Origin of the sequence: Pseudomonas cucumis, from assembly GCF_030687935.1 — a bacterium.
Classification (GTDB): Bacteria; Pseudomonadota; Gammaproteobacteria; order Pseudomonadales; family Pseudomonadaceae; genus Aquipseudomonas; species Aquipseudomonas cucumis.
Window position 1 is genome coordinate 5,944,048 of record NZ_CP117454.1, and the last position, 15,017, is coordinate 5,959,064.

16 protein-coding genes are annotated in these 15,017 nt (G+C 59.8%); 6 read left to right on the forward strand and 10 right to left on the reverse strand.

What is annotated here, in order from left to right; translation table 11 throughout:
* The first annotated feature begins 225 nt into the window (after positions 1 to 225).
* From PSH97_RS27060 to PSH97_RS27075, 4 genes are read left to right on the forward strand one after another with little or no spacing between them, the layout of a single operon-like run.
* The gene (locus PSH97_RS27060) at positions 226 to 1,620 is read left to right on the forward strand and encodes a COG3014 family protein (protein ID WP_305447367.1); all 1,395 of its coding nucleotides are present in this window, start codon (positions 226 to 228) and stop codon (positions 1,618 to 1,620) included.
* A gap of 15 nt (positions 1,621 to 1,635) precedes the next feature.
* Positions 1,636 to 2,007, forward strand: coding sequence for a DUF1425 domain-containing protein (locus PSH97_RS27065; RefSeq protein ID WP_305447368.1), 372 nt, complete (start codon positions 1,636 to 1,638; stop codon positions 2,005 to 2,007).
* A 39-nt stretch (positions 2,008 to 2,046) separates the two neighbouring features.
* Complete coding sequence (gene lpoB / locus PSH97_RS27070) at positions 2,047 to 2,634, forward strand: penicillin-binding protein activator LpoB (RefSeq protein WP_008012492.1); 588 nt, start codon at positions 2,047 to 2,049, stop codon at positions 2,632 to 2,634.
* 3 nt (positions 2,635 to 2,637) lie between these two features.
* Entirely contained in the window at positions 2,638 to 3,381 is a 744-nt protein-coding gene (locus PSH97_RS27075) for a hypothetical protein (protein WP_007899342.1), read from the forward strand.
* An 81-nt stretch (positions 3,382 to 3,462) separates the two neighbouring features.
* Here the strand turns inward: PSH97_RS27075 and rhtB are convergent, their stop codons facing one another.
* The 3 genes from rhtB to PSH97_RS27090 form a co-directional block, all read right to left on the reverse strand.
* Positions 3,463 to 4,095 (reverse strand): homoserine/homoserine lactone efflux protein, encoded by a 633-nt coding sequence (gene rhtB / locus PSH97_RS27080; protein WP_305447369.1) that lies wholly within the window; start codon positions 4,093 to 4,095, stop codon positions 3,463 to 3,465.
* Between the two features lie 253 nt (positions 4,096 to 4,348).
* Entirely contained in the window at positions 4,349 to 4,930 is a 582-nt protein-coding gene (locus PSH97_RS27085; protein WP_305447370.1) for a mechanosensitive ion channel family protein, read from the reverse strand.
* Positions 4,930 to 6,840 carry an ATP-binding cassette domain-containing protein gene (locus PSH97_RS27090; protein ID WP_305447371.1) on the reverse strand — a complete coding sequence of 637 codons (1,911 nt, stop codon included), beginning with the start codon at positions 6,838 to 6,840 and terminating at the stop codon, positions 4,930 to 4,932. Before PSH97_RS27090 ends, PSH97_RS27085 begins: the two co-directional genes overlap by 1 nt.
* Before the next feature lie 50 nt (positions 6,841 to 6,890).
* On the opposite strand from PSH97_RS27090, the gene PSH97_RS27095 reads away from it, so the two are divergent.
* On the forward strand, positions 6,891 to 7,355 hold the full coding sequence (locus tag PSH97_RS27095; RefSeq protein ID WP_305447372.1) for a TIGR02444 family protein: 465 nt from the start codon (positions 6,891 to 6,893) through the stop codon (positions 7,353 to 7,355).
* On the opposite strand, the gene PSH97_RS27100 is transcribed toward PSH97_RS27095, so the two are convergent.
* Entirely contained in the window at positions 7,352 to 8,434 is a 1,083-nt protein-coding gene (locus PSH97_RS27100) for an AlgP family protein (protein WP_305447373.1), read from the reverse strand. The two genes, PSH97_RS27095 and PSH97_RS27100, sit on opposite strands and share 4 nt — an antisense overlap.
* 192 nt (positions 8,435 to 8,626) lie before the next feature.
* On the opposite strand from PSH97_RS27100, the gene PSH97_RS27105 reads away from it, so the two are divergent.
* Positions 8,627 to 9,292: an FKBP-type peptidyl-prolyl cis-trans isomerase gene (locus tag PSH97_RS27105; RefSeq protein WP_305447374.1), complete on the forward strand. Its 666-nt coding sequence runs from the start codon at positions 8,627 to 8,629 to the stop codon at positions 9,290 to 9,292.
* A gap of 61 nt (positions 9,293 to 9,353) precedes the next feature.
* Here PSH97_RS27105 and PSH97_RS27110 read toward each other — a convergent pair whose 3' ends face one another.
* From PSH97_RS27110 to hemC, 6 genes are all read right to left on the reverse strand, one after another.
* Positions 9,354 to 9,824 carry an Rsd/AlgQ family anti-sigma factor gene (locus PSH97_RS27110; protein WP_007941595.1) on the reverse strand — a complete coding sequence of 157 codons (471 nt, stop codon included), beginning with the start codon at positions 9,822 to 9,824 and terminating at the stop codon, positions 9,354 to 9,356.
* A gap of 180 nt (positions 9,825 to 10,004) precedes the next feature.
* Positions 10,005 to 10,556 (reverse strand): disulfide bond formation protein B, encoded by a 552-nt coding sequence (locus PSH97_RS27115; protein ID WP_305447375.1) that lies wholly within the window; start codon positions 10,554 to 10,556, stop codon positions 10,005 to 10,007.
* Between the two features lie 262 nt (positions 10,557 to 10,818).
* On the reverse strand, positions 10,819 to 12,057 hold the full coding sequence (locus PSH97_RS27120; RefSeq protein ID WP_305447376.1) for a heme biosynthesis protein HemY: 1,239 nt from the start codon (positions 12,055 to 12,057) through the stop codon (positions 10,819 to 10,821).
* Complete coding sequence (locus PSH97_RS27125) at positions 12,054 to 13,208, reverse strand: uroporphyrinogen-III C-methyltransferase (RefSeq protein ID WP_305447377.1); 1,155 nt, start codon at positions 13,206 to 13,208, stop codon at positions 12,054 to 12,056. The genes PSH97_RS27120 and PSH97_RS27125 overlap by 4 nt, the downstream gene beginning before the upstream one ends.
* 16 nt (positions 13,209 to 13,224) lie before the next feature.
* Positions 13,225 to 13,992 carry a uroporphyrinogen-III synthase gene (locus tag PSH97_RS27130; protein WP_305447378.1) on the reverse strand — a complete coding sequence of 256 codons (768 nt, stop codon included), beginning with the start codon at positions 13,990 to 13,992 and terminating at the stop codon, positions 13,225 to 13,227.
* Entirely contained in the window at positions 13,989 to 14,930 is a 942-nt protein-coding gene (hemC, locus tag PSH97_RS27135) for a hydroxymethylbilane synthase (RefSeq protein ID WP_305447379.1), read from the reverse strand. The genes PSH97_RS27130 and hemC overlap by 4 nt, the downstream gene beginning before the upstream one ends.
* Positions 14,931 to 15,017 lie beyond the last annotated feature (87 nt).

A 15,017-nucleotide genomic window follows, 5' to 3' on the forward strand; every position in this document is an offset into this window, starting at 1 on the left:
TGAGGTATCAGGCCTGAAATAAGTAGTGGCACGCCGTGGAACAATGAAATTAAAAAGCCATTACATAGCCAGCATCCCTGTTTATAATGCCGCGCCGTCGTTATAGCGATGCGGCATTTAAGCTCCTCTTTTTATGAGGAATTGGCAGGAGGCCAAAGCCCTGCCGATGGTCCCAACAGCCCGACCAGCACGCGGCTGCTTATATTCAGGGAAGACGTACCCCTTATGGCATTCCGTGCCCCCACCTTGATCGCGCTCAGCGCTGTCACATTGCTTTCCGGCTGCTCGGCCTTTCGTAACTACGATTCGGAACTTGCGCAAACCAACCAGCAATTGGCTTCCGGCAACGTCGACGCCGCATTGACCCTGCTGGAAAAGAACAACACCAGCAAAGACAAAGACCTGCTCTACTACTTCGAGAAGGGTGAATTGCTGCGCGCCAAGGGCGACTTGTCGGGCAGCCAGAACGCCTGGACCAGCGCCGATCAGGTGGTGGGCAAGTGGGAAGATGCGGTCAAGCTCGACACCGACAAATACCTGGCCCAGTTCGGCAGCTTCCTGGTCAACGACAAGGTTCGTCGCTACGAAGGCTACGACTACGAAAAAGTCATGCTGACCACGCAGATGGCCCTCAACCTGCTGGCAGTGAATGACTTCGACGGCGCGCGCACCGCAATCAAGAAGACTCACGAGCGTGAAGCGGTGATCGCCGACCTGCGTGACAAGGAATACCTCAAGAGCGAAGAGCAAGCCGAGAAAGAAGGCGTCAAAACCCAGTACAAGGATCTTCAGGGCTATCCGGTGGCCAGCCTCGATGCCCCGGAAGTGGTCGGTCTGAAAAACAGCTACCAGAGCGCATTCAGCCATTACCTGGCCGGTTTCGTCTATGAAGCCCTGGGCGAGAAAGATCTGGCGGCGCCGGGTTATCGCAAGGCCGCCGAGCTGCGCCCGAACACACCGCTGCTGGAACAGGCACTGGTGAATCTCGACAAACCCGCCAAGAACGATGACAGCGACATCCTGATCGTTGTGCAAAGCGGCCTGGCGCCGTCCCGCGACTCGATCCGCATTCCGCTGCCATTGCCGATCAGCAATAACGTGGTGATCACGCCGCTGTCGTTTCCGATCATCAAACCGGACACCTCCACCGCTACCTTCGCCCAGATCGGCGTGGACGGTCAGCAGCTGGACTTGACCCAACTCAACAGCACCACTGCCATGTCCCGTCGCGCGCTGCGTGATGACATGCCGGGCATCATCCTGCGCACCACCGTGCGGGCGATCACCCGTGGCGTGGCACAGAAGCAGATCAACGAAACCAACCCACTGGCCGGTCTTGCGGTCGGCATCACTTCAGCCGTACTCGAAGGCGCCGATACCCGTACGTGGCGCACGCTGCCGGACAACACTCAGGTGGTGCGTCTGCGTCTGAAGAAAGGCGAGCATAGCCTCACGCTGCCGAGCGCCGTGGGCGGCTCGGTGGTCAAGGTCAACGTCGATCAGCGTTTTCAGGTCATCACCCTGCGCGCCGTGGGCAATCACGTATTCGCCAACGGCGTGGCTGCGCACGTGATCGCGAGCGCCAACCCGACCGCCGTGGCCAGCCTCAAACAACCTTAAGAACGGAGTCTTTGCATGCGCTTCAAATTCATCGCTGTCGTCGCCCTCGCCTTGCTGGCCGGCTGCGCCACCCCGCCACCGCCGGAGCCAGGCAGCGCTGCCAGCAAGGTCGTGGCCATGGGCCCGCAGAAACACATCGTGGTCGGCGCCATGCGCGTCGCCCGCGAGAACGGTTTCATGACCGTTAATGTGCAGTTGAGCAACACCCTCAACAGCAACAAGACGTTCTACTACCGCTTTGCCTGGCTCGGCCCGGAAGGCTTCCCGGTGGCCGAGGAAGAAGTCTGGAAAAGCCAGATGATGTACGGCGCGCAGACCAGCTTCATTCAGGCTATCGCGCCAACCGCCAAAGCCGTGGATTTCCGTCTCGAAATCAAAACGCCTTAAGCCCGACACCCTATTCGTTCAGTTCTAGAGAGCATTCCCATGTTTGCACGCTTTTCGTTCATCGCCGTCATTGCCCTCCTGGCCAGCGGTTGCGCCAACACTTCGCCGACCCTGGGCAGTAAAAACATCAGCTACGGCGACACCAAAGCCGTGGAAACCGTGACCAACGAGTTCGGCTCCACCGACCTGCAGATGATCGCCGAATCCATGACCCGCTCCCTGGCCCAGTCCGGCATCCTGCAAGGCCGTCCGGTGGTTCAGGTCTACGACGTGAAGAACAAGACCAGCGAGTACATCGATACCCGCGAAATCACCACCAGCATCAAGACCCAGTTGATGAAGACCGGCGTCGCCCGCTTCGCCAGCGACAACACCGCGATGCAAAGCCAGGTCGACCAGCTCAAGCTGCAAAACCAGAGCGGCTTGTACAAGAAAAGCACCGTGGCCAAGACCGGCAACATGATCGCTGCCAAATATCGCATCGAAGGCTCGATCAGCTCGATCGTCAAACGCAGCAGCGACTACAAGGACGTCTTCTACAAATTCAGCCTGCAGTTGATCGACGTTGAAAGCGGTCTGGCCGAGTGGATGGACGAAAAAGAGATTCGCAAAACCACGGAGCGTTAATCGATGCGCGCATGGATTGGCATGATGGCCCTGGCTTGCGCGTTCAGCGTGCAAGCGGCCCCGAAAGTCGCAGTAGCGGACCTGGCGTATCAAGAACGGGTGGAGCAATACGTCCACACTGTTTCGGCCCAGAGCAACCACAGCCAGAGCTATTACGGCGCCAGCGGTTCGTCCAGTTACGAAGAGTACGAAGCAACCAGCAGCTACATCGAGCAAGGTGAACTGCGAAAATTCACCGGCGACATCAAGGGTGAGATCCTGCGCACCGGCATGTTCCAGCTGGTGCAGGGCACGCCTTACACCGCATCGTCCAAAGGTGACGTGTATGACGTGATCAAGCGCATCAAGGCCGGCAGCTTCAAGGGTGCCGACTATGTGCTGTTCGGCACCGTGTCAGACATCGACTTCACTCGCGATATGAATGAGCTGGCCAACACCGACAGCTATTCAGCGGTGCTGGGGCTGACGCTAGTGGCGGACTTCAGCCTGATCAATACCAAGACCTTCGAGATCACCTCGGCCTTCACGGCGATGGGCGAAGGTCAGGACACCAAACTGGTGAATGGCCGGGATATCAAGATTTCGCTGAACCGCCCACGGGTGGTGCGCGATGTGTCCAAGGCATTGGGTGAGGATGTGGCTGCGCAACTGAGCCAACAGCTCGGTGGCGGTGGCTACGAGCAGCCGGGGCAAGCGCCGTTGCGCAATAACCTGCCGCGGGATACGGCACCGGTGATTCTGCACTGAGCAGGCTCTGATCGTTCCCACGCTCCGCGTGGGATCGATCAGGCGACCTGAAGAGGTCGCCTTTTTTTGTGCCTGAAGGTTTTACACCGCCGCCTTGCGCAGGGTCGCCATGAACGCCGCCGCGCCGATGAACAGCCCGGCAAAGGTGCGGTTCATGCGTTTTTGCTGCTTGGGCGTGCGCAATAGACGCAGCACCTTGGCCGCAAGCCCGGTGTAGCCGGCCATGACGATCAGGTCGACACAGATCATGGTTACACCGATGATCAGGTATTGCGCCAGCAGTGGCGCATGCGGGTCGATGAACTGCGGCAACACCGCGAGCATGAACACCAGCGCCTTGGGGTTGCTGATGTTCACCAGAAAACCACGGAACATCAGGGCCATCGGCTTGCCGATCTGGCGCACGGCCGCATCGTCGCTCATGTCGCTGGGCAGCGCGCGCCATTGCTTGATCGCGAGATAAACCAGGTACGCCACGCCGAACCATTTGATCGCATAGAAAGCGGTGGCCGATGCCGTGAGAATCGCGCCTACACCGGCACCCACAATTGCGATCTGCACCGCCAAGCCCAGTTGCAGGCCCAGGGCGTTCCAGTAACCGCGCCAGAATCCGTATTGCAGACCGCTAGACATCGACGCAATGGCGCCGGCACCGGGAGACAGACTGATTACCCAGCAAGCGGCAAAAAACGCCATCCATGTTTGAAGCTCCATCGCACACCTCGACTCAGACTCGTGACAGATGTCTAAGCTAATGTGCCTTCGGGCCAATGACTACCGATTTTTTGTAGGACAGAGCGACTGTCGACCAGCGTTTACGGCTTGAAGGGCCCATCGTCTGACAGACCGCCATCGCGGGCAAGCCCGCTCCCACAGAGTTTTGGGCTGATCACAAACCTGCAATCCACTCCAAAAACCTGTGGGAGCGGGCTTGCCCGCGAAAGCGGTGTGTCAGGCAACAGAAGGCTTACCTTTCGAACCCGTTCGAAGGAAACACATCAGTACCGCGCCAGCGTCGAACCGAACGCTGGAAGAAAAGGCTATTGGGCACTTGCACCATAGCGCTGCCGGTACCGAGTTCTTCGGCTTCGATCAGCGTGGTGTAGAGCAGATTGATCGCCACCACCCGGCCTTTGACGCCGGGCTTGTCGGTGGTATCCACCAACTCGACCACATCGCCGATACGGAATGGGCCGACGGTGAAGATCAGGATCGCGCACAGCAGGTTGGAGAGCACGCTCCACATGGCGAAAAACGCCACGGCGGCCACCGCAACGAAACCGGACAACGCCGTCCAGAGCACCGTGGCCGACACGCCGAGGCGTTCCAGCACGAAGATCAACGCGCTGCCCATGATCAGCCAGCGCAAACCGCCGCGCAGCGGCATGAAAAACTGCGGCGGAAACGGGTAGCGCTCACCCAATCGCGTCAGGCATTTAGCGACGATTCGCTGGACGATATAACCGGCCAGCAGGATCAGCAGAATCTGCACGACCAGCCAGAGCGGCTCGACCCACATCGCCGGCAACGGCAGCTTGAAGGCTTCCATCAGGAGAGTGCCTCCAGCTCCGCCTGCATGCTTTCGAGCAGTTCCAGCGCTTCCATCCAGGCTTCTTCCAGTTCGGCTTCACGCACTTTCAGCTTGGCTTGTTCAGCCAGCAGATCACGCAAATCGTTCTTGCGCATCGGCTCGTAAATGTCGCTGTCGCCAAGGCTGGTATCGATTTTCGCCAGCTTCTCGTGCAGCTTGCCCAACTCGGCTTCAAGCTTGTCGGCCTCACGCTTGTGCGGTGCCAGTTGCTGACGCAACGCAGCAGCGGCCTGGCGCTGGGCCTTCTTGTCGGTCTTGTCCGGATTGACCGGGGTATTGCTGACCGGGGCATTGCGTTGACGGTATTCGACCAGCCAACGGGCGTAGTCTTCCAGGTCGCCGTCGAACTCCTCGACCTTGCCGTCTGCCACCAGATAGAAATTGTCAGTGGTGCTTTTGAGCAGATGGCGATCATGTGAGACCACCAGTACCGCGCCACTGAACTCCTGCAGGGCCATGGTCAGCGCCAGACGCATTTCCAGGTCCAGGTGGTTGGTCGGTTCGTCGAGCAGCAACAGGTTCGGTCGATCCCAAGCGATCAATGCCAAGGCCAGACGCGCCTTCTCTCCGCCGGAAAAATTCAGTACCGGCTCATCGATACGCGCACCGCGGAAATCGAAACCGCCGAGGAAGTCGCGCAGGGTCTGCTCACGCTCGGTCGGCGCCAGGCGCTGCAAGTGCAGCAACGGGCTGGCCTTGGAGTCGAGGGAATCCAGCTGATGCTGGGCGAAGTAGCCAACGACAGTGTTTTCACCGCGCGTCAGGCGACCGGCCAACGGCTCAAGCTCACCGGCGAGGTTTTTGATCAGGGTCGATTTACCCGCGCCGTTGGGGCCGAGCAAACCGATCCGCGCGCCGGGGGTCAGTTGCAGCTTGACCTTCTCCAGCACGGCTTTGTCGCCGTAACCCAGTCGAGCATCCGATAGGTCAATCAGTGGGCTGGAAATTTTCGTCGATTCGCGGAAAACGAAGTCGAACGGCGAATCGACGTGGGCGGCGGACAGCTCTTCCATCCGCTCCAGCGCCTTGATCCGGCTCTGGGCCTGACGGGCCTTGGTGGCCTGGGCCTTGAAGCGGGCGATGTAGCTTTCCATGTGCGCACGTTGCGCCTGTTGCTTCTCGTAGGCCTGTTGTTGCTGGGCCAGACGTTCGGCACGGGCGCGTTCGAAGGCGCTGTAACCACCGCGATACAGGGTGATCTTGCGTTGATCGACGTGGGCTACGTGATCGACCACGGCATCGAGGAAGTCCCGGTCGTGGGAAATCAGCAGCAAGGTGCCGGGGTAGCTTTTAAGCCACTCTTCGAGCCAGATGATGGCGTCAAGGTCCAAGTGGTTGGTCGGTTCGTCGAGCAGCAACAGGTCCGAAGGGCACATCAAAGCCTGCGCCAGGTTCAGACGCATCCGCCAGCCACCGGAGAAATCTCCTACCTGTCGATCCATCTGCTCGTTGGTAAACCCAAGGCCGGCCAGCAGCTTTCGAGCCCGAGCGTCGGCGGTGTAGCCGTCGGCGCTGTCGAGTTCCGAATGCAGGCGGGCCTGAGCGGCACCGTCGTGGGCTGCTTCGGCTGCCGCCAGGTCATGTTGCACCTGGCGCAGACGCAGGTCACCATCGAGCACGTAGTCGACCGCCAGGCGTTCGAGCGTCTCGATTTCCTGACGCATGTGGGCGATGCGCCAGTCGGCCGGCAGGAAGCAGTCACCCGAGTCCGGGTGCAGTTCGCCACGAATCAAGGCGAACAGGCTCGATTTGCCGGCGCCGTTGGCACCGATGAGGCCGGCTTTGTGGCCGGCGTGCAGGGTCAGCTCGGCGTCTTCTAGCAGACGTTGCGGGCCACGCTGTAAAGTCAGGTTCTGAAGTCGAATCATAATGGCGGCGGAGTCTACCAGCTTCGCTCGCAACTGGCGCGAGTAGCACTATGTCCTCTGACCTGTGGAGCTTTTCCGTTTTCACTTATTCCCGTCGCGGGGTAGAACGTGCGTGCCTGCAATTGCAGTCGGCAGGCGTGAATGTGTGCCTGCTGCTATGCGGGTTGTGGCTGGAAGAGCGTGGAGTTACCTGCAACAAGCAACGCTTGCAGCTGCTTCGCGATGTAGCCGGGCCTTGGGACGCGGATGTCGTGCAACCGTTGCGCGCCTTGCGCCTGCAATGGAAAGCCGCCGCTAGCGAGGATGCCGGGCTGAATGATTTGCGCGAACAAGTAAAGTCACTAGAGATGGAAGCCGAACGACATCTGTTGTCACGGCTGGAAAGATTGGCACAGAGTTGGCCGCAGTGTGAGGAGACCGAACGAACGGCCTGGCTGGAAGGTGTGGCAGCAGACGCCGCCAACCTGGACCGCGACGCGCTGCATCAGCTGCGCGTCGCGGCAACCGGCACTTAGGAAGCGCTGGTTGGGGTGGTGCTGGTGCTCGACGACGCGGCTGGCGTTGGCGCAGACGTGGTGGTCGAGGTGGTTGCTGCCGGCGAGGGCGAAGCCGAGGAAGCCGGGGCCGGAGTTGCTGGCTTGATCGTTGGCGCAGCGGCCGGCTTGGCAGTGGCGACTGGCTTTTTCACGGCCGGTTTTGCTGCTGGCTTGGCTGCTGGTTTTGCAGCCGGTTTTGCGGCGGCTGGTTTGGCAGCAGCAGGTTTCGCAGCAGCAGTTTTGGCAGCCGGTTTAGCGGCTGGCTTGGCAGCGGGTTTAGCCGCTGGTTTTGCAGCAGGCTTGGCTGCGGCGGTTTTAGCCGCGACAGGTTTAGCGGCTGGCTTGGCAGCCGGTTTAGCGGCGGCAGTTCTAGCGGCTGACTTGGCAGCAGATTTAGCCGCTGGTTTTGCCGCGGTGGTTTTTGCAGCCGGTTTAGCGGCAGCTGTTTTAGCAGCAGCTGGCTTGGCGGCAGGTTTGGCAGCCGTCGTTTTAGCCGCTGGTTTCGCAGCACTGGCAGCGACTGGTTTTTTCGCCGCCGGTTTTGCAGCTGGCTTGGCTGCGGCTTTCACTACAGCTTTGGCAGCAGGCTTGGCCGATGCTTTTGCAGCAGCCGGTTTGGCAGCGGCTTTCTTCGCAGGTGCCGCAGCTGGCTTGGCCGAACGCAGGGACAACGCCTTGCCGACAGCCTCTTGGACACGACCGACACCTTGGGCCAGTTTCAGGCTTTCTTGAGCGTCGCGTTTGAGTTGCAGGATGTAGCTGCGCGTTTCGGACTGGCGATCCTTGAGGGCATCGAGCAAGTCCTCAAGTTCTTTCACCGCATCTTTGGCTTTGGCTTGCGCCTTGGCTTTGCCGGCCGCCGCAGCGTCCTGCAATTTGGTCCGGGATTTGTGCAGTTTTTCCTGCGCTTTTCCGCGCTGCTTTTCCAACTTGGCGAGCAGTTTTTCAGCATCAGCCATAGCTTGGGAACAAGCGTTTTCCAAATGCTCGAGCAAGCTGCCCGAGAGTTGTTGGAGTAAGTGCAACGGAGTATTTACAGGCTTCTTGGTGGCCGACATGGTTTACCTCCTGGCTGACGTGAATGCGGCTCATACTAGACCTCTGCTGCTACCGCCGCTAGGGCATGTTGACAGTATCTAAAGTACTCCGTTGCAACGAATCAAAAAAGTTCTGCGCTTAGGTAAAACCAGTTCACCTTCGAGCGCATTCGCACTGGCATAATCCTGCGCATCTCAGGTCGGAGAGTGCCCATGTCGCGCTACCTTTTTTTATCGCTGTGCGTGTTTTTTTCCGTGGCCCAGGCCGCCGAAAAAATCGCCGCAAATGACGCTCACGATCTCGCTTACAGCTTGGGCGCAAGCCTTGGCGAACGCTTGCGCCAGGAAGTTCCGGATCTGCAGCTCCAGGCCCTGCTCGAAGGTTTGCAGCAAGCCTATCAAGGCAAGCCGCTGGCACTGAAAGATGAGCGAATCGAACAGATTCTGGCCGAGCATGAAGCCCGGGTTGCCATGCAATCGCCTGTGCCGCAAACCGAATTGGCTTTGGAAAACGAGCGACGTTTCCTAGCCGAGGAAAAAGCCAAACCTGGCGTTCGCGAACTGGCCGATGGAATATTGCTGACAGAGTTGGCGCCGGGCACCGGTACCAAGGCCGGCCCCAATGGCAGGGTCCAGGTGCTGTATATCGGACGCCTGCCTGACGGCACAGTGTTCGACCAGAACAGCCAGCCGCAGTGGTTCAGTCTTGATAGCGTAATCAGCGGATGGCGCAGTGCGTTGCAAAACATGCCGGTCGGCGCGAAATGGCGCCTGGTGATTCCATCGGCCCAAGCCTATGGTGCCGACGGTGCCGGCGACTTGATCGCGCCGTTCACCCCGCTGGTATTCGAAGTCGAATTGCGGGGTGCTACAAGCTGAATGCCGGAAACGAAAAACGGCGCGCCTTGCGCACCGTTTTCAGTTTCTAGCCGAGAAGGGTTCAGGCCTGAACCGAACTTTCTTCCTTGTGAGCAGTGTGCAGCACTTCGATCAGGCAATCTTCCAGCTCGAAGCGCTCACGCAGTTGGCTGCCCAGTTTTTCCAGCGCTTCAGCGAAACGCTCCGTATCGTTGCAATCACCTTTGTGGCAATGATCATTGAAGGACAGGGCCATCTCGGTGCTCACGTCGATACGCGGGTTGATCTGCTTCACCAGTTCAAGGCCGCCATCGTCGCCAAAGGCCTTCGCCTCATTGACCAGATGCTCGCTCACTTCGAAGTGCCAGGCAGAAACATAATCGACAAGAATCTCGCAGAACCGACCGTTCAAGGACTTGTCGGCGAAAGCCGGTTTGGCATTTCGCAAGTCGTGGAATGCCTTTACCAACTCTTCACGCTCTTGTAGCCAGCGGTCAATGAGCTTATGAACCCCACCCCAGCGTTCCTGAGCATTCTGACAACTATCTAACATGGCGATCTCACTTCCCTAATGGGTCATGCCGTTCTACGCCTGCCCCCAACACTCGGCACATCCGGTCTTGGTCAGGCAGAACAGCAACGAGCAACATAATTCCAATGACACGTGCGGGCCAGATTATGCCCGCGCGCCTATGGCTTCAAGGTACGCAGGAGATAAAGTTCATACAAGTGTTTAATCACCTGGCAGTACCCGGTGCGACGACTCGCCGCTGAGCGGTCGCTGACATGCGATCCAGACAAGGCGCAACAACTGATACCCGCCCAGAATCATCATCGCAACGAAGAACAGCAGACTCCATTCCGGGATGCTCAGGTCGAACAGCGTCCAGGAAATTTCCGCGCAGTCGGCGGTTCCTTTAAACATTCGCTGCACGACACACAACCAGGGCGTACTGGCGAACAGATCGGCCAAATTGGGCGAACATGCCGATAGCTGATGCACCGGATTGCTCTGCAACAGAACTTGCCGCCACGCCGTGACGGTACCCGCCAGACTGCAAAGCAGACCCAGCAACCAATACAGGAAGGATCCAAAGCGGCCAGGTCCCTGCACTGAAGCCGCCAGGCAGACAGTCGTGAGCAGTGCCAGGCAAACTCGCTGCAACAGGCACAACCCGCAAGGCTTGAGGCCGACCACATATTCCAGGTGATAGGAAACGCCCAAGGCCAGGGCACCTGCAATGAAAACCATGAAAAACAAGGAGCGTGAGCAGGCCAAAGACATGGCTTTTCCGTAACAGTAGAGACAGGTGGTTACGGTAGAGGAAAGCGCGGCAGCCTTTCAAGGCAGGCCGCCACGGACACTTCACCAGAAGTGTAGGGAATTCCCGACAGTGTCGAGAGGATTTGATGTAGTCCTTTGTAGGACTTTGCCGGTGAAGGATTACAACGCTGAAACAGTGGCGGATTCGAAGTGACTGCGCTCTTTATAAGAAGATCAAAAAATCGCAGCCTTCGGCAGCTCCTACATTGGCCCCGCGCGGGAATCAGGCGTGAACCGGCACCGGCAGCGGTGCCGCCAGCAAGCGCTCATCCAATAGACCCAAGCCCTCCTGGAACAGCTGATTACTGCGTTCGGTGTCACCCAGTTGCGCCAGCAACCGCGCCAGTTCGGCGCAGGCTTCAGGGTTGCGCTGCACGCGCAGGCTGCTCTCCAGATAATCACGAGCCTTGCCCCACAGACTGTTTTGCAGACACAAACGGCCCAACGTCAGCAACAGGCTCGGGTCGGCGGGATGATCCTTGAGCCAACCCTCGGCGGCGTGCAGTTGCCTGGCCGGATCGCTGCCGCGAACCAGCCCGTACAGGCGTGCCAGATGGCTGTCGTACTTGCGCTTGAGGGCTGCACGCAGGACCTCTTCGGCCTCGACCTGCGCCCCCAGTTGCCGCAATTGCTCGGCATAGGCCAGCACCAGTTGCGGTTCCTGACGCTGAGCAGCGGTGAGTTGCTGCCAGGCGCGATTGAGCGATTGCAGACCAACCGTTCCGTCCTCTTCCCGGTGCGCCGCCAACGAAAGATTTTCACCCCAGGCGCGGCGCTCCAGCTCAGCCAGTTCCGCCGGTGGCAGCACCTTGTCCTTGCGTAACTCTGGCAATAAGCGAATCACTGCCGACCAGTCGCCCCGCTGCTGATGCAGGCGCTGCAACTGGCGCAGAGTCTGGACGTTATGAGGATGACGCTCGTGCATGGCTTGCAGGGTGACCAGAGCGCCTTCAGTGTCGCCGCGGTCAGTCTGCAATTGGGCATGGTTCAAGGCAATCGCCAGCTCGGCCTGGGGTTGTCGCTCGAGGGCGCGCTCCAGCAGGTTGTCGCTTTCCTCGTAGTGACCTTGTTCGTTCGCGGCGCGGGCGGCACCGAGGTAATAGAGCAACGGCTGGCGCTCGGCTTCCGCTGCGCGATACAGATGACGCTGCGCACTGGCCCAGCGGCCCTCGGCCAGATCCAGCTGACCGTGCTCGATCGCTACTTGCACCCGTCGACTGCGATTGCGCCGAGACCATGGGTTGACCACTCCACCGGAAGTCGTCACCAACTCGATCAACGCCTTGATGCCCCAGAACACCAGCCACAGCACGACCACCAGGGCCAGAGTTGCCCACAGGCTCGATTCGTAACGGAAAGTTTTGTAGGCGATCAGCACATAGCCGGAATGCTCGGCAATCGCCAATCCCAGCGCGGCGGCAGCGGCGATGACCACGAACACGATCACATAGAGGCGCTTCATGGCGTGGCCTCCTGCATAGTGTTCGCGGCAGGTTTGGCCAGAGGTTTCACCGAATCCTCGGCGTTGACGTTGCGCCGTTCAAGATAGGCCTGAACCGTACTCAACGTGCCTGTCAGATCTGGCGTGACCACCGTGACCGGCTGCTTGCTCAGCTCGACCACCTGCTCGAGCATGATTTTGCTCTGAGGGTTGTCCGGGTTGAAATTGCCCTTGAGCACGTCCCGCGCTTCGGCCAGCGCCTGGGTGTAAACCGTCGCCTGGCCATTGAGCGCGGCCCACTGTGCTTGCTCCAGCGCCAGGCTCAGGGCCAGACGCACTTGGCTCAGACTCTGTCCTGCCAGCAACGGCCGGACATTCTTGTCAGCGCTGAAATCGATGCGGATATAACGGGAGATCTGATCCCACCATTGCGCCCAGCGACTGGCACCGTCGCCATCGGCGGTCAGGCCCAGCAGGGATTCGCCACGGTCCTTGTACTCAGGCGCCAACTCGGTGAGGTTGATCACTTGATCGCGCAAGGCACCCAGTCGCAGGAACAGCCCGGTGCGATCCGGCTGTTCGGTACTGCGCAGGGCTACCAGGGTTTTGGCCACTTGCTCGCGAGCGGCAAAGGCCCCCGGGTCGTTCTGTTCACGGAGAATTTCATCGGCGCCTTGCACCAGGGCCTGGGCACTGCTGATGTCCTGCAACGCAGACAGGCGCAGGCTGGCCAGACGCAGCAAGTGCTCGGCTTCGGCCAGACGCCAGTCCTTGCGGCTCGCGCCGAGTACGGTTTCCAGACGTTGATTCAGACGCTGCTGATCGCCCTGAAGTTGAGTGACCAGACGACTGCGTGCGTCGAGCTCCTCGGCGGCAGGCATTTGCTCGAGGCGAGCCGTCAGGCGTTGCTCGTTGAGCTTCAGGCTCTGCGCCTGATCATTCAACGCCTGTAGTTGACTCAACTGTTGTTGGTTATTGGCTTGCAGGTGACGCACCTGCCAGACTCCCCAACCGCCCACGGCAACTCCGGCCGCGCCCAACAATAGCGCGACGATTGCCAACCCATTGCCTCGGTGCTGCTCAACAGCAGGTGGCGCAGTTTCAACCGGTGCATCAGCCGGTGCATCAAGCACGGGCCGGACGTCATCTTTAGGCAAGGCTGTTTCGCTCACGTATCCATCCTTTGCATTAGAAAACGGGCACGGGGTGTTCCCGTAACGCCGCCAGCAAGGCCGCGGCACTGGCGCCACGACAATCCACAACTGTTTTGGCCCCGGCGGCACGTGCCAGCTCGGCGACCCTGGGGCTTGGAACAAACAACGGCAACCGCGCCATGCTCGGCCAGGCATCGCCAGCCAATCGGTGCAGGTGCTCAAAACCCTGTCCACTGCTGACCACCAGCCCGTTCAAGTGTTCCGCCTTGATCCGGTCAGGCAGCGTTGCCGACGGGTACCGCGGTAAACCGCGTCGGTACAACTCCAGATACTCGACACTAGCACCAAGCTCGCGTAAACGCTCAGCCAGCAGCTCGCGGCCACCCTCCCCGCGCATGATCAGCACCCGCGGATCGGGTCGGACAACAGCCTCGCGCAACGACACAAGCTCAAGCAATGCTTCGCTGTCGTCGCCGTCGACCGGGAAGCTCACATCCAGTCCGTTATCTTCGAGGATCTGCGCCGTCGCCGCGCCCACGCTGAACCATTTCGGAGCCGGTGGCTGCGGCCAGTACTGGTTGAGCAGATCGACCGCGATTCTGGCGGCCGGTTTGCTGACCACGATCACCGCGCAATAGCGTTCCAGGTTCTGAATCACTTCGCGCATTGTGTCAGAGGCGGGAATCGGCTCGATATCCAAAAGCGGTAAGCTGCTGCTGAAAACCCCCGCGTCGGCCAACACACGGGCAAGCGCCGCCGATTCATCCGCAGGGCGCGTCAACAACAGGCGCCAGCCAGTCACTCGTGCCCTGCCTCGCCATAGACTGCTTTCAGAATGTCGGCGGCGCCCTGGCTCAGCAGGTCTTCGGCCACTTGCACACCCAATGCCTCGGCATCAGCCCGTGGCGCACGGGCCTCGGCGCTGAGCAGTAGACCGCCGCTCGGATCGCCTACCAACCCACGCAACCAGATCTGCTCACCTTCAAGCACGGCGTAGCAAGCAATTGGCACTTGGCAGCCGCCATTCAAATGTTTGTTGAGAGCACGCTCGGCAGTAACGCGAATGGCCGTGTCCTGATGATGCAACGGCGCCAGCAGCGCGTGGATTTCAGTGTCGGCGCTACGGCATTCGATACCGACCGCGCCCTGGCCACCGGCCGGCAGACTGTCTTCGACACTGATGGCTGAAGCGATGCGGTCTTCGAAGCCCAAGCGAATCAAACCCGCCGCGGCGAGGATGATAGCGTCGTATTCGCCGGCATCGAGCTTGGCCAGGCGAGTGTTGACGTTGCCGCGCAGGAAGCGGATTTCCAGGTCCGGGCGGCGGGTCAACAACTGCGCCTGACGACGCAGGCTTGAGGTGCCGACGATGCTGCCTTTTGGCAACTCATCCAGGCTGGCGTAGGTGTTGGAAACGAAGGCATCGCGCGGGTCTTCGCGCTCGCAGATGCAGAACAGACCGAGGCCTTCGGGGAAGTCCATCGGCACGTCTTTCATGGAATGCACGGCGATGTCGGCTTCATTTTCCAGCAGCGCGGTTTCCAGTTCCTTGACGAACAGGCCCTTGCCGCCGATTTTCGACAGCGGCGAATCGAGCAGCTTGTCGCCGCGGCTGACCATGGGTACCAGCGTCACGAGCAGGCCCGGATGGGCCTGTTCCAGACGAGCCTTGACGTATTCGGCCTGCCACAGGGCGAGAGCACTTTTGCGGGTGGCGATGCGGATTTCGCGAGAGGACATGGATCAATCAATCCGTACTGAATAGATACGGCGGATAATAACAGCTCAGCCAAATCCACTTTGACTTGTATCAGAAACCGCATGGCC

Bases quoted from the DNA above. Each gene is read 5' to 3' on its own strand.
- PSH97_RS27075 (WP_007899342.1), top strand. From the start codon at position 2,638: ATGCGCGCATGGATTGGCATGATGGCCCTGGCTTGCGCGTTCAGCGTG.
- PSH97_RS27090 (WP_305447371.1), bottom strand. From the start codon at position 6,840: ATGATTCGACTTCAGAACCTGACTTTACAGCGTGGCCCGCAACGTCTG.
- rhtB (WP_305447369.1), bottom strand. From the start codon at position 4,095: ATGGAGCTTCAAACATGGATGGCGTTTTTTGCCGCTTGCTGGGTAATC.
- PSH97_RS27120 (WP_305447376.1), bottom strand. From the start codon at position 12,057: ATGAAGCGCCTCTATGTGATCGTGTTCGTGGTCATCGCCGCTGCCGCC.
- PSH97_RS27100 (WP_305447373.1), bottom strand. From the start codon at position 8,434: ATGTCGGCCACCAAGAAGCCTGTAAATACTCCGTTGCACTTACTCCAA.
- PSH97_RS27085 (WP_305447370.1), bottom strand. From the start codon at position 4,930: ATGGAAGCCTTCAAGCTGCCGTTGCCGGCGATGTGGGTCGAGCCGCTC.
- lpoB (WP_008012492.1), top strand. From the start codon at position 2,047: ATGTTTGCACGCTTTTCGTTCATCGCCGTCATTGCCCTCCTGGCCAGC.
- PSH97_RS27105 (WP_305447374.1), top strand. From the start codon at position 8,627: ATGTCGCGCTACCTTTTTTTATCGCTGTGCGTGTTTTTTTCCGTGGCC.
- PSH97_RS27095 (WP_305447372.1), top strand. From the start codon at position 6,891: ATGTCCTCTGACCTGTGGAGCTTTTCCGTTTTCACTTATTCCCGTCGC.
- hemC (WP_305447379.1), bottom strand. From the start codon at position 14,930: ATGTCCTCTCGCGAAATCCGCATCGCCACCCGCAAAAGTGCTCTCGCC.
- PSH97_RS27115 (WP_305447375.1), bottom strand. From the start codon at position 10,556: ATGTCTTTGGCCTGCTCACGCTCCTTGTTTTTCATGGTTTTCATTGCA.
- PSH97_RS27065 (WP_305447368.1), top strand. From the start codon at position 1,636: ATGCGCTTCAAATTCATCGCTGTCGTCGCCCTCGCCTTGCTGGCCGGC.
- PSH97_RS27060 (WP_305447367.1), top strand. From the start codon at position 226: ATGGCATTCCGTGCCCCCACCTTGATCGCGCTCAGCGCTGTCACATTG.
- PSH97_RS27110 (WP_007941595.1), bottom strand. From the start codon at position 9,824: ATGTTAGATAGTTGTCAGAATGCTCAGGAACGCTGGGGTGGGGTTCAT.